The 13,060-nt window shown below is 66.5% G+C and carries 11 protein-coding genes; 5 read left to right on the top strand and 6 right to left on the bottom strand.

Annotation, left to right across the window (positions count from 1 at the left end):
* Positions 1–13: 13 nt before the first annotated feature.
* On the bottom strand, positions 14–1,366 hold the full coding sequence (locus tag ACSQ8Y_RS06000) for an MFS transporter (protein ID WP_436265543.1): 1,353 nt from the start codon (positions 1,364–1,366) through the stop codon (positions 14–16).
* Between the two features lie 82 nt (positions 1,367–1,448).
* A complete protein-coding gene (locus ACSQ8Y_RS05995) occupies positions 1,449–4,055 on the bottom strand; it encodes a TonB-dependent receptor (RefSeq protein ID WP_436265542.1) in 2,607 nt (868 codons plus the stop codon).
* 220 nt (positions 4,056–4,275) lie between these two features.
* Between ACSQ8Y_RS05995 and ACSQ8Y_RS05990 the strand changes: the two genes are divergently transcribed.
* Both ACSQ8Y_RS05990 and ACSQ8Y_RS05985 read left to right on the top strand, forming a co-directional pair.
* Positions 4,276–5,094: a substrate-binding periplasmic protein gene (locus ACSQ8Y_RS05990; protein WP_436265541.1), complete on the top strand. Its 819-nt coding sequence runs from the start codon at positions 4,276–4,278 to the stop codon at positions 5,092–5,094.
* Positions 5,095–5,146: 52 nt separating this feature from the next.
* The gene (locus tag ACSQ8Y_RS05985; RefSeq protein ID WP_436265540.1) at positions 5,147–6,091 is read left to right on the top strand and encodes a substrate-binding periplasmic protein; all 945 of its coding nucleotides are present in this window, start codon (positions 5,147–5,149) and stop codon (positions 6,089–6,091) included.
* A 7-nt stretch (positions 6,092–6,098) separates the two neighbouring features.
* Here ACSQ8Y_RS05985 and ACSQ8Y_RS05980 read toward each other — a convergent pair whose 3' ends face one another.
* Positions 6,099–7,574 carry an ATP-binding protein gene (locus tag ACSQ8Y_RS05980; protein WP_436265539.1) on the bottom strand — a complete coding sequence of 492 codons (1,476 nt, stop codon included), beginning with the start codon at positions 7,572–7,574 and terminating at the stop codon, positions 6,099–6,101.
* 112 nt (positions 7,575–7,686) lie between these two features.
* Here ACSQ8Y_RS05980 and ACSQ8Y_RS05975 point away from each other — a divergent pair, with 112 nt between their 5' ends.
* From ACSQ8Y_RS05975 to ACSQ8Y_RS05965, 3 genes are all read left to right on the top strand, one after another.
* Positions 7,687–8,316: a response regulator gene (locus ACSQ8Y_RS05975; RefSeq protein ID WP_436265538.1), complete on the top strand. Its 630-nt coding sequence runs from the start codon at positions 7,687–7,689 to the stop codon at positions 8,314–8,316.
* A 7-nt stretch (positions 8,317–8,323) separates the two neighbouring features.
* Entirely contained in the window at positions 8,324–9,664 is a 1,341-nt protein-coding gene (locus ACSQ8Y_RS05970) for an MFS transporter (protein WP_436265537.1), read from the top strand.
* Positions 9,665–9,729: 65 nt separating this feature from the next.
* Complete coding sequence (locus tag ACSQ8Y_RS05965; RefSeq protein WP_436265536.1) at positions 9,730–11,517, top strand: thiamine pyrophosphate-requiring protein; 1,788 nt, start codon at positions 9,730–9,732, stop codon at positions 11,515–11,517.
* Positions 11,518–11,567: 50 nt separating this feature from the next.
* On the opposite strand, the gene ACSQ8Y_RS05960 is transcribed toward ACSQ8Y_RS05965, so the two are convergent.
* From ACSQ8Y_RS05960 to ACSQ8Y_RS05950, 3 genes are read right to left on the bottom strand one after another with little or no spacing between them, the layout of a single operon-like run.
* Entirely contained in the window at positions 11,568–11,792 is a 225-nt protein-coding gene (locus ACSQ8Y_RS05960) for a hypothetical protein (RefSeq protein ID WP_436265535.1), read from the bottom strand.
* On the bottom strand, positions 11,755–12,834 hold the full coding sequence (locus ACSQ8Y_RS05955) for a type II toxin-antitoxin system HipA family toxin YjjJ (RefSeq protein WP_436265534.1): 1,080 nt from the start codon (positions 12,832–12,834) through the stop codon (positions 11,755–11,757). The genes ACSQ8Y_RS05960 and ACSQ8Y_RS05955 overlap by 38 nt, the downstream gene beginning before the upstream one ends.
* A gap of 45 nt (positions 12,835–12,879) precedes the next feature.
* Positions 12,880–13,005: a DUF4147 domain-containing protein gene (locus ACSQ8Y_RS05950; RefSeq protein ID WP_436265533.1), complete on the bottom strand. Its 126-nt coding sequence runs from the start codon at positions 13,003–13,005 to the stop codon at positions 12,880–12,882.
* Between the last annotated feature and the right edge of the window lie 55 nt (positions 13,006–13,060).

Genomic DNA, 13,060 nt, shown 5'->3' with positions numbered 1-13,060 from the left:
CCAGTTTCAATGATCAACCTGCCACATAACCATGCGACTTCATTTCCGCCTTCACGCCGGTGTAGTACGCGTCGCTGATGCGGTACTTGAACATCAGCAGACCCATGATGAAGTGGAAGAAGCCCGGTATGACGGACAGCATCAGCGCAATGCCAGTGAGCGCGAATTGCGTCTGCTCCTGGTTGGGCTGGTAGTTAAAGTAAGTCAGCAGTACGCCCACCAGCGCTCCCGCGATTCCCATGCCCGCTTTCTGGCAGACCGAAATGCCGCCGAAGGCGAAGCCGGACACGCGCTTGCCGGTCTTGACCTGGCCGTAGTCGATGGTTTCGGCAATGGCCGACCAGAACACCGGCGCGTGCAAGTCCACCACGAAGGAGAGCAGGAAGTACAGCACGAATGCCAGCATGATGTCGCCCGGCTTCACCAGCGCGTAGATCAGCACGCTGATGATGGCGACGCCGATCTGCGTGTAGCGGAACAGCTTGACCTTGCAGTAGAACTTGGTGATCCAGGTGGAGGCGATCATCGACAATATCGCCGCGCCGACACCGATCGACATGAAGGTGGACACCACCACGGTATTGCCGCCGAGGTAGTACTTGGCGTAGTAGATGGCCACCGAGCCGCGCAGCACGTAGCCGATGGTACCGGTAACACAGACGCCGCACAAAATCAGCCATTGGTCATTGCGCAGCAGCAGTTTCAGCTGCGCCCACAGCGGCTGGCGTTCGACCACGTGGGTCACGCGCTCGGTGGTGGTGAAGAAGCAGAACAGGAACAGCGCCACGCCCATCACGGCCATGACGGCCATCGCCGCCTGGTAGCCCACCGCAGCGCTGCCGCTGCCCCAGCGCTCGGCCAGCACCGGCACCACGATGGTGACCAGGAAGCCCGCGATCTTGGCAAAGAACAGGCGGTAGCCGTTGGCCGACAGGCGTTCCTGCGGATCGCTGGTCAGGCTGCTGGGCAGGGAGATGTAGGGGATGCCGACGCCAGCCGTCATCACCGTCATCAGGATATAGGTCGAATAAGCCCACAGCAGCTTGGCGTCGTAGCCCCAGGCCGGCGTGGAAAAGACGAAAAACACGCTGATGCCGTAGGGGACGGCCAGCAGCAGGAAGTAAGGGCGGTAGCGTCCCCAGCGGCTGGTGTAGCGGTCGGTGATCTGGCCCATCACCAGGTCGGCGGCGCCGCCGACGAATTTCACGACCAGGAACAGCATGGCCAGGTCGGCCGTGTGCAGGCCGTAGATGTCGGTGTAGAAGAAGGTGATGATGAGCATCATCGAGGAGATCACCACGTTCAGCGCCATGTCGCCGGCGCCGAAGCCGATTTTTTCCAGCGTCGATAATTTTTGGGTATGCATGATTCGTCCGATACAAATACACATCAACTGCAAAAAGCCGCCGGCCTCAGGGCTCGGCGGCTCGCGGCGGATTACGTGCCGGTTACAGCTTCCAGCGCAGCGACAGGCCCACGGTGCGGTCGTAGCGGCGCACGTCGCGCGGATTGGTCGGGATGCCGTGGTAGTCGTTGTACGTGCGGTCCAGCAGGTTTTCCACGTCCAGCGTCACGCCCATGTTGTCGTTGATCTTGTACGAGATCGACGCGTCTGCGGTCTTGATCGGATCGACGATCAGGTCCAGGCCCAGGGCGCGGTAATTGTACGTGTCAACGAAACTGCTGCGCCAGTTGTACGCCAGGCGGGCCGAAACCGGACCGCGCTCATACAGGCCGACGATATTGTAAGCGTTCTTCGACATGCCCTGGAAAGGATTCTTCTTGCCATCCTCCATCAGGTGACCCTTCATGTAGGTGTAGTTCGCTTCCAGGCCGAAGCCTCCCAGCCAGCCGGGCAGGAAGTCGTAGAACTGGCGGTAGCCCAGCTCGATGCCTTCCAGCTGGCCATCGTTCACGTTGCGCGGACGGTCCATGCGGTAGGTCTTGCCGTCGATCTGTTCCAGGCTCAGGCGGCGGATCACGTAGTCTTCGAACTTGTGCTTGAAGACGGTGGCCGTCACACTGCCGGTCGGGGCGAAATACCATTCCAGTGCCGCGTCCACGTTCTTGCCGACGATGGGTTTCAGGTCCGGGTTGCCGCCGCCGCCGCCGTAGATGCCTGCCCCGTCCGGCGTGGCGCCCAGCGAGACGCCCGGGTTGAAGTCGCCGAAGTTCGGACGCTGCACGGCCTTGCCGGCGTTCAGGCGGGCGATCAGGTCCGGGCGCAGCGTGGCCTTCAGGGTCAGGTTGGGCAGCACGTCGGTCGAGGACACGTCGCGGTTGACCGCGACAGGCTTGCCGTTGATGTTGCTGAAACCGTTCACGTCCAGCTCGGTGCGCACCACGCGCACGCCGGCGGTGCCGTCGAACTGCACGCCGAAGGCGTCGAAACCGAAGCGGGTCTTGCCGTAGAACGCGGTGGTGTCTTCACCGTTGCGGTACAGCGAGTATGGATCGGGCGCCGTTTTGCCGTCGCGGCCATACATCTTGCGGATCTGGTCGATATTGGCGTGCTGATAGCCGGCGCAAGCCACCAGCCACTGGTTCATGCCGTAGTCGTTGGCCAGTTGCATTGATGGGCACAGCAGGCCCGGCAGCGAGGCCACGGCAGGCGGATTGGCCATCGGCGGCAGGAAGTTCATGCTCTCGTGCATATACGAGGCCTTGCGCTGGGCCAGGCGCACGCCGCCGCTGAATTCGCGGAAGAAGTGCTCTTCGCCGTTGTTGTAGACGGCGTCGGCGCGCCAGTCGTTCGACTGGCCGCCCGATGCCTGCCAGTTGTCGATGAAGGCGCCCAGACGGTAGTTGGCCGGGTTGGTCATGTCATAGCCCGGATAGTCGAAATAGGCGCCGCCGTTCACATAGGTGCTGCCGACCATCTTGGTGGGGCTGGCCGTCATTTCCACGATGGGGAACTCCTGTTTCCAGCGGCTGTTGACGCGCGAGAATTCGGTCGTCAGGCGCAGGTCCGGGGTGACGTCCCAGCGCGCGCCGATGGCGCCCTGGTGGCTTTCCGAATCGTCCTGCGGGGCCTGGTTGGAGCTGAGCGCGAACAGGCCGCCCGGATTGCTCGAGGTGACCGTGGCGACCTGCTTGGTGCCGGGGAAAAGGGTGTAGGTCGAGTTCGCATTCCAGCCCACGCCGCCCAGGTAGAACTGACGCTCCATGTCGTGGTCGATGCGGGTCGACCAGCCTTCGGCGTACAGTTCGAGCGTGCGCGACGGGCGCCATTGCAGGGCCCAGTTGGCGGACAGGCGGACCCGCTTGCCGAGCGCATTCACGTGGCCCAGGTCGATCGGGCCGGTGGCGGCGGGATCGCCCGGCACCAGGTGGGCCGGCGGCGCGCTCCAGGTCACCTCGTCGTGGTAATTGCCCTTCTGGTAGGACAGCCCGAGCAGTGCGCCGACGTCGCCGAAGTCGGTCTTCCAGCGGTTCGAAACCATGCCCGACGCTTGTGGGTCGTTGGTCTTGGCCTTGTCGCGGTTCTCGACGCGGCCGGCCAGGTTGGCGGTGAAGCCCTTGAAGTCGAACGGACGCGAGGTGCGCACGTCGATCACGCCGGCGGTGCCGCCTTCGACCATGTCCGCGCTCTGGGTCTTGTAGACGTCCACGCGTTGCAACATGGTGGTGGGGATATCGGCCAGGAACAGGCTGCGGCCGTTCGAGGTGTAGATCTCGCGGCCGTTCAGCAGCGTGACCAGGCCCGGCAGGCCGCGCACGATGATGGAGCTGGCTTCGCCGGATTCGCGGCGGATCTGCACGCCGGACACGCGGCCCAGCACTTCGGCCACGTTCTTGTCCGGGAACTTGCCGGCTTCGTCGGCGACGATAGAATCGATCACCTCGTCGGCGTTGCGCTTGATGGTCTGCGCGCTCTGCGCGGCCTTGCGCACGCCGGTCACGGTGACCACGGGGGCTGCGTCGGCGGCCTGCGCGGCCTCCTGTGCCCAGACCGAGGCGCTGCTCAGCAGGCCGGCCGCGAGCAGGGAGCCCACGGAAGCTTTCAAGATAAAAGTGCGAGTCGAGGCCGCGATCGGGCCGATAGTCCGTTCCATAAGGGTTTCTCCGTGTAATTTTAGTTATGTACCGGCTGCCAATGCTGTCAGCCCGGTATGCTTCGGAAGCCATCTTATGAGTTCGCGTCCTTACAATCCAATCATATTTTAGCCATTTCCGATATCGTTTTAAGTATCAATATAAGCCAGCCAAAGATGCATATGAGCAAAGCCGCAACCGTGTCACTATAATGTAGATATCCTGCCATGAGGAGGCGCCATGCCCCTTCCGTCCTGCCTGGTTTCGCCCTTCCCGGCGCTGCGCCTGCTGGTGCTGGCCGCGCTGCTCTGCGCCCGGCTGGCCTGCGCCCAGGCGCCACAGGAAGCGCAGCAGGAGGTGCAGGCTTACAACACCTATCTGCATGCGCCCTTCCTCAACGAAGACGGCAGCGGCATCGCGGCCGAACTGGTCGCCTGCCTGAACGCGCATATGTCCGGCGTGAAATTGCATTTAAACAACATCTCACGCCGCCGCCTGCTGCTGGCGCAAATGCGCGACGCAGCCGCCTTCGAGGGCGTCGGACTGCTGCTGAGCCCAGCCTTTGTCAATGAAGACAAGCAGCCGCGCTTCCTGTGGAGCGATCCGATATTCCAGGACTACAATGTACTCATTTTCGCCGGTGCGGCCGCGCCGGCGGTCGCCTCGGTGGCCGATTTGAAAGGCAAACGCTTTGGCGCCGTGGTGGGCAACCGCTATCTCTATATGGAGGAGCAGGTCGCGGCCGGCAGCATCATGCGGCACGACACCAACGGCGAGCGCCTGAACCTGCGCAAAGTGGCGAACGGGCGGCTCGAATTCACACAGATGAACCGGCTGCTGTATGGCGCCATGTCGGCCGAGCCCGAGTTCGCCGGCAAGCTGGTGGCCATCAGCGAACCGGGCATGCCGCCGTTTTCCCGGCGTATATTCGTCGGCCCCCACCATCCCGAATGGATGGCCAAGCTGAACGAAGCGCTCGCCGCCCTGCCCTGCGACCGGCGATGGCGCGCCACCGCCGGCCGGCACGGCATCGCGCTAGCACCCTGCGCCGGCCACTAGCCAGCCAAGCTATACTTGGCGCTTCCCCGCCGTTTACGCGAAAGGAAGACCGGTGCAGACTCCGCTGCTGCCCTTGGCCCCGCCGCCAGTCCCTGCGTTCGCATCCGCGATTGCTCCCGCGCTGGCGGCCGCGTTCGCACCCGCGTTCGCACCCGCGTTCGTCCCGGAGCCTGGCCCCGTCCCTATCCTGGCGCAGGTCCGCCTGCCGATGTGGGCCGTGATATTAGCCGCAATGTTTGCGATGGCGTTGACGCCGAACCCGGCACGCCCCGCCCACGCCGCCGAACAGCAAGTGGACGCCTACAACACCTATCTCTCCCCGCCCTTCCTGATGCCGGACGGCGGCGGCCTCGCGGCCGAACTGGTCGAGCGGCTGAATGCGCACCTGACCGGCCAGTACCGCCTGCGGCTACGCCACATACCGCGCCAGCGCCTGATGCTGGCGGGGATGCGCGACCCGGCCAGCTTCGAAGGGGTCGGGCTGCTGCTGTCGCCCGCCTTCGTCAAGGAGGACCGCCAGCCGCGCTTCCTGTGGAGCGAGCCGGTGTTCTACGACTACAACGTGCTGGTGTTCGCCGGCCCCAACGCGCCGCGCCTGTCGTCGGCGGCGGACTTGGCGGGACTGCGTTTCGGCGCCATCATCGGCTACCGCTATCTCTATCTGGAGCAGTTGCTGGCCGCCGGGCGCCTGCGCCGCCAGGACACCAACGCCGAGCGCCTGAACCTGCGCAAGGTGGCGCTCGGACGGGTCGACTTCACGCAGATGAACCGCCTGCTCTACGGCGCCATCATGGGCGAACCCGAATTTGCCGGCAAGCTGGCCGCGGTCCCGGAGCCGGGGGCGCCGCCGTTCGCGCGGCGGCTGTTTGTCGGCCCGCACCGCGCCGCGCTGCTGGCCAGGCTGAACGCGGCGCTCGCCGTCCTGCCCTGCGATCCGCAGTGGCGGGCCAGCGCAGACCGTCACGGCATCAACCTGCCAAGCTGCAGCGCAAGATAGACCGCCGTCACACCGTTGCCATAGCGTCGGGGGTTCGCGTCGCCAGTTCCACGTCGCCGCGCAGCTCCAGTGCGTAAGCCCGCGTGGTGGCCGGCAAGCGGTAGCGCGCCGGCGTGCCGGCATGGTCCACCAGCGCCAGCGAATGGCTCACCAGGCCCGCCAGCGCGTCGATCGCGTCGAACGCCGTGTAGCCCTGCGGCGCCAGCGCGGCCACCGCCGCGTCTATCGTGAAGCCATCGGGCAACTGCGCCAGATGCCGCAGGGCGCCGCGCATGGGATCGGTCAGCAAAGCGTAGCTCCAGTCCAGCGCCGCGCGCATGGTCTGGTGCCGGGCCGGGGCGGTGCGGCGGCCACGGCGCAGCAATTGCAGCATCTCGCCCAGCCCGGCCGCAGTCTGCTCCACGCCCAGCGCGGGCACGCATGCCGCCGCCAGTTCTATCGCCAGCGGCAGTCCTTCCAGGCGGCGGCAGATGGCGGCGATCAGCCCGGCCATGCGCGGCGAGGGATGGAAGTCGCCGTCGGCGGCGCGCACACGGGTCACGAACAGCTGCACCGCGCTGTATTGCAGCAGATGCGCGCCCTCCGGCTCCGTCTCGTCCGGCACCATCAGCGCCGGCACGCGCAGCACGGTCTCGCCGGCCGCCAGCAAGGGCTGGCGGCTGGTGGCCAGCATGCGCAGCCGTGGACAGCGCTGCAGCAGCATTTCCACCAGCCGCGCCACCGCGTCCGCCAGGTGCTCGCAGTTGTCCAGCACCAGCAACAGCGGCCGCTGCCCGATGCATTCTGCCAGCGCCGCCAGCGTGTTCGGCCCATGACTGGTATCCACTTCCATGCCGAGCGCACCAGCCACGGCGCCGGCGACGCCGTCAGCCGCGCAGAGGTCGGCCAGTTCGGCCCACGCCACGCCGTCTTTCATGCCGTCCCTCACGCCATCCGCTGCGTCCGCGACGCGGTGCGCCATCGCCATTGCCAGCGAGGTCTTGCCGATGCCGCCGGTGCCGGCGAGCGTAAGCACGCGGCAGCCGTCCAGCCGCTTCAGCGCGTTCTGCAGCAGCGCCTCGCGGCCTATCATCTCGGCCATCGGCAGCGGCAACGGGCGTACCTTGGGCCGCGCGGACTCGCCAGCGGCGGAGAACGCAGCCGCGCAGCCGCTCGCCGACGACAGCCGGCCCGCGAAGACATAGCCCCGCCCGGCCACCGTACCGATCAGATCGCGGTCTTCGCCGAGCGCTTTGCGCAGCGCAGCAATTTGCACCCTCAGGTTGCTGGCGTGGATGTCCTGGCCGGGCCAGGCATGTTTCAGCAGATAGTCCTGGCTGATGACACTGCCGCGCGCGCCGATCAGCGCCATCAGCACCGCCGTCGCACGCGGCCCCAGCGAAACAGGCGCACTGTCGTGCGCCTGCAGTTCGCCCCGCTCCGGCAGCAGCGTGTGGCGGCCGAAGGCAATTCGGCCAGTATCGTGTTCCCGCAATGTGTCCATGGGGGGAAGCCTAACGCGGCACTGCACAATGACCTACCCCCGTTCGGGGTATACGGACAATGAAAATTGCTTGTTTCGTGTAAAATATTTTCCTTTAACACAATTATCGCTCGTGAATCAGCCTCCGCCCATCCGCATTCTTGTTGTCGACGATCATCCTCTGCTGCGCGAGGGGCTGGCGGCGGTGCTCGAACATTGTCCGGACGTGGAACTGGTGGCCGAAGCCGGCGACGGCGCGCAAGCGGTCATGCAGTACGCGCGCCACCAGCCGGACGTGACGCTGATGGACTTGCAGATGCCGGTCATGAGCGGCCTGGAAGCCATCACCGCCATCCGCGCCGGCGACCCTGCTGCGCGCATCATCGTCCTGACCACTTATAAAGGCGACGTGCAGGTGCTGCGCGCGCTGAAAGCGGGCGCGGCGGGCTATCTGCTGAAAAGCATGCTGCGCACCGAACTGCTGGACACCATACGCAAGGTGCACGCGGGCCAGCAGCACATTCCGCCCGAGATCGCGGCCGAGATGGCGGCCTATTTCGGATCCGACGCGCTCACCGCGCGCGAAATCGACGTGCTGCGCCTGGTCGCGCTGGGCAACTCGAACAAGAGCGCCGCGCAGGGGCTGGGCATCGCCGAGGAGACGGTGAAGGCGCACATGAGCGGCGTGCTGGCCAAGCTGGGCGCCAGGGACCGCACCCACGCGGTCACGATCGCCATCCGGCGCGGCATCATCGAGCCATAGGGACCCAGTGCGCATATCGACCGGCTGGAAGACCCTCGCCATCCTCGCCTGCACGCAAATCATGTCGTGGGGCGCCTTGTATTACGCGATCGCCATCCTGGCGCCCGAGATCCAGCGTGAGCTGGGCTGGTCCGGCGCGGCGGTGGTGGGCGCGTTTTCGTGGAGCCTGCTGGTGTCCGGGCTGGCCGCCACGCCGGTCGGTGTGCAGCTGGACCGGCATGGCGGGCGCTCGGTGATGGGCGCCGGCTCGCTGCTGTGCGGCGTCGGCTTCGCGACCCTGAGCCAGGTGCACACGCTGCCCGGCTACTTCCTGGCCTGGACCGTGCTGGGACTGGCGATGTCGATGACGATGTACGAGGCGGCGTTCGCCACCATCAACCGCGAATTCGGCACGCGCAGCCGCCAGGCCATCTCCACGCTGACGCTGTTCGGCGGCTTCGCCAGCACCGTCTCGTGGCCGCTGACCCAGTACCTGGACAGCATGGTCGGCTGGCGCGACACCTGTTTGATCTACGCCGCAGCGCATCTGGCCATCTGCCTGCCGCTGCACCTGCTGCTCCCCGCCGGCAAGCGCCTGCCGCCGCGCACGCCGGACGCCGCCGCGCACGCGCCAGCGTCCGCATCCACTACCAGACCTGCGCACGGCGAAGCGGTCATGGCGGCGCCCCCCGCTTTACAGGCAATGGCAAGCCCGCCGTCCGCGCCGGCCGTACAGGGCATGGCGCAGGCCAGCACCGCGCAGCCCGCGCCGGAAGCGCCCCATGAACATTCGCTGGCCGAGGCCATCCGCCACCCCGCTTTCTGGAAGCTCGCCTTCGCCTTTTCCGCCAACAGCTTCATCTTCTCCGCGATGTCGGTGCACCTGATACCGCTGCTGCAGCAATACGGCCACACCGCCGCGCTGGCCGTGTGGCTGGCCGCGCTGGTCGGCCCGATGCAGGTGGCCGGCCGCATCGGCGAAATGACGATGGGCCGCAACGCCCTGCCGCGCACCGTCGGCAAGATCACCTTCGGCGCCCTGCCCGCCGCCCTGCTCGCGCTGCTGCTGTTCGGCTCGCACGCCTGGGCGGCGGCGCTGTTCTGCATCATGTACGGCATGAGCAACGGCATCCTCACCATCGTGCGCGGCACCATCCCGCAGACCATGTTCGGCCGCCGCAACTACGGCGCCATCTCGGGCGCGCTGGCCGGCCCCGCGCTGGTCTCGCGCGCGGCAGGGCCGCTGGCCGTGGCGGGACTGGTGCAAATGCACGCGCCCGCCACGCTGCTGCTGGTGCTGCTGGCCGTGGCGCTGCTCTCGCTCTGCTTCTACCTGCTCGCCATCCGGGTCCAAGTTTCCAAGGGGTAGCGTGCGCCGCCGCAGCACCCGGCTCTTTAACATGGCTGCATAGCTCACCATGCGGAAGGCCAGCCATGACAGCGACTGTCGGCGATTTCCTCTTGCAGCGCCTCGGCGAATGGGGCGTGCGGCGCGTGTTCGGCTATCCGGGCGACGGCATCAATGGCATCGTCGGTGCCTTCGGGCGGCAGGAGCGGATCGAATTCATCCAGCCGCGCCATGAGGAGATGGCCGCCTTCATGGCCACCGCCCACGCCAAATTCACCGGCGAGACCGGGGTCTGCCTCGCCACGTCCGGCCCCGGCGCCATCCACCTGCTGAACGGCCTGTACGACGCCAAGATGGACCACCAGCCGGTGGTCGCCATCGTCGGCCAGCAGGCGCGCATGGCCATGGGCGGCGACTATCAGCAGGAAGTCGACCTGCTGTCGCTGTTCAAGGACGTGGCGCACGAATACGTGCACATGGCCACCGACCCGGCGCAAGTGCGGCACCTGGTCGACCGCGCCATGCGCATCGCGCGCGAGCAGCGCACCGTCACCTGCGTCATCTTCCCGAACGACGTGCAAGACCTGCCCGCCGTGCCCAGGCCGCCGCGCGAGCATGGCTCGGTCCACACCGGCATCGGCGCGCTGAGCACCAGCCTGCAGCCGCCGGCCGAGGCGCTGCAGCGGGCGGCCGGCATCCTGAACGTGGGCGGGAAAGTCGCCATCCTGGCCGGCGCCGGCGCGCTCAACGCCACGGACGAACTGATCGCCGTGGCCGACCTGCTGGGCGCGGGCATCGCCAAAGCCCTGCTGGGCAAGGCCGCCGTGCCCGACGACCTGCCCTGCGTGACAGGTTCCATCGGCCTGCTCGGCACGAAACCCAGCCACGATATGATGAACGGCTGCGACACGCTGCTGATGGTCGGCTCCTCCTTTCCCTACGCCGAATACCTGCCCAAGGAAGGCCAGGCGCGAGGCGTGCAGATCGACATCGACGCGCGCCGCACCAGCTTGCGCTATCCGATGGAACTCAACCTGGTCGGCGACGCCAGGACGACGCTGGCCGCACTGATCCCGCTGCTGGAGCGCAAGGCCAACCGCGGCTGGCAGCAGCAGATCGAGGAAAACGTGCAGCGCTGGTGGCACGTGCTGGAAGCGCGCGCGATGAACGAGGCCGAACCGGTCAACCCGCAGCGCGTGTTCTGGGAACTGTCGCCGCGCCTGCCGGACGGCGCCATCATCACCGTCGATTCCGGCTCCTCGGCCAACTGGTATGCGCGCGACGTGAAGCTGCGGCGCGGCATGATGGCCAGCCTGTCCGGCGGACTGGCAACGATGGGCCCCGCCGTGCCCTACGCCATCGCCGCCAAATTCGCCTGGCCGGAGCGGCCGGTGATCGCGCTGGCCGGCGACGGCGCCATGCAGATGAACGGCATCAACGGCCTGATCACCGTGGCGCGGCTATGGCGCCAGTGGGCCGACCCGCGCCTGGTGGTCATGGTGCTCAACAACGGCGACCTGAACCTGGTAAGCTGGGAACAGCGCGCCACCGGCGGCGATCCGCGCTACGCGCCGTCGCAGGGTCTGCCCGACTTCCCTTACGCCGCCTACGCGGAATTGATAGGCCTGAAAGGCATCCGGGTCGCCAGGCCCGAGGACATCGGCCCGGCGTGGGACGTCGCGCTGCGCTGCGAACGTCCCTGCGTGCTCGAAGTGCTGACCGACCCGAACGTGCCGCCGCTGCCGCCGGACGTCTCGCTCAAGCAGGCGCGCGCCTACCTGTCCGCCATGCTCAAAGGCGATCCGGACTCCATCGCCATCGTCAAGGCCACCATCAAGGAGACCTGGGACTCCTGGTTCCCGCCCAGATCGTAGGAGGGTTGCCGGGCCTCGCCCCTGTTGTACGACGTGCGTAAGCCGGCAAGCTAGGCCAGCGCGGCCAGCCTCCTCACTTGAGCGCCGTTGTCCGCGCACACCCTGCGAAACGCATCGCTGATACGCTCATCAACCGCTGCCTCATCCCAAAAAGCCATCGCGCAATTCGCCGCGCGCAGCCAGGCATCACGCTCGGATGGCAATGGCAGCGCAGGCGTGAAGCTGCGCTGCGGTATTTCAACGCCGCGCAACGGCGCGTACAGCATAGGCAACATGTCGTACACCGGCGCGAGCGTACGTCAGCCAGGACTCCCCGGCCATGCCGAACAGCGCCCCTTCCAGCGCAGACCACGTGCACACCGGCGAGCGCCCAAACTCGCCGTGGCGGTCGAAGCGCTCCACCTCGAGAAAAGTACGCCCCGCGTAGCGGTAAACGCTGCTGCGCGCCGCAGGCAGTTGCAAATGCCCCGCAATCGCCTGCAGCGCCAAATGCTCGCATACCAGCAAATCCGACAAGCGCTGCGCGGCCGCCGAGCCGTCGTTTCCCGAAAACTTGACCAGCACGTGAAAACGCCGCCCTGCGCCCTCGCGGCACAGCGTGAACTTGGGAAATTCGCCACCGGCCGAGGATCCCGCCACGCCAGCCGCCATCGCGTGATCCGCCTGCTCAGGGTATGCCTGCGCCAGCGCATCGTCGCCGACCAGATGGTAGCCCTGCTGAACCGTCTCCAGATGCCGCCGGTAGGCCCCGTCGCCCAGGATGTAGTTGCCGCTGCAATCGGAACCTGTCTTCGACAACACATAAAGCACGTCGTCCTCATGCCAGCGGCGCGGGTCTTCCGGAACTTGCAGTGGGCCGGACAAGCTATGCGCCAGATTCCGGCCCAGAAAGCCCTGCGGCCGCATATCCTCGAACGGATATGGCAGGCCCGGAAACCATCCGTCGCGCATCTCGTCCGCCAAGGGCCACTCCAGCGGCACGTCGTAGCGCAGGGCGCATCCCTCGGGGTAAAGCGGATCGAGCTGCCCGATCTGGTCGCCACGCCCCGCTGGATCGAGACGATAGACCGGAATCGGCTCGGTCCGGCCGCGTATCGGCCGCCTGGCTGCATATGCCGTGCTGCGTGCCGCTCCCCGGACAACCACCTGATCGCCCAGCGCCTTCACCATCCGCATCATCGTCGCGCGGCTCGTCGTCGGGCGGAATTGTCGCAAGCGGGCCAGCAGGTCGGCCGCGCCCAGCGTGCGCGCCTGCCTCAGCACGGACAACAGGTCCAATGCTGCCTGGTCCGTGAAACGATTAGCGAAACGATTCATGAAACAATAATTCCACAAAACGTCATTTAAATCAATTAGTTGGCATCATCCCCCGCCATTTCCATGAAACGATACCAGCAAGGCCCGGAAGTCTTTAACGTTGGTCATGGCCGGCCCGGAGGCGATGTCGCGCGGATCGTCGCCCGGCGCATCGGAGATCCCCAGCGTCACCGCGCGCGCCGGATGGCAGGCTGCAGCCAGCCGCCCTTGATGGCCGACAGGTGGC

Source organism: Pseudoduganella sp. LjRoot289, assembly GCF_964252925.1.
Classification (GTDB): Bacteria; Pseudomonadota; Gammaproteobacteria; order Burkholderiales; family Burkholderiaceae_D; genus Rugamonas.
This window is presented reverse-complemented; position numbering and strand designations above follow the sequence as displayed.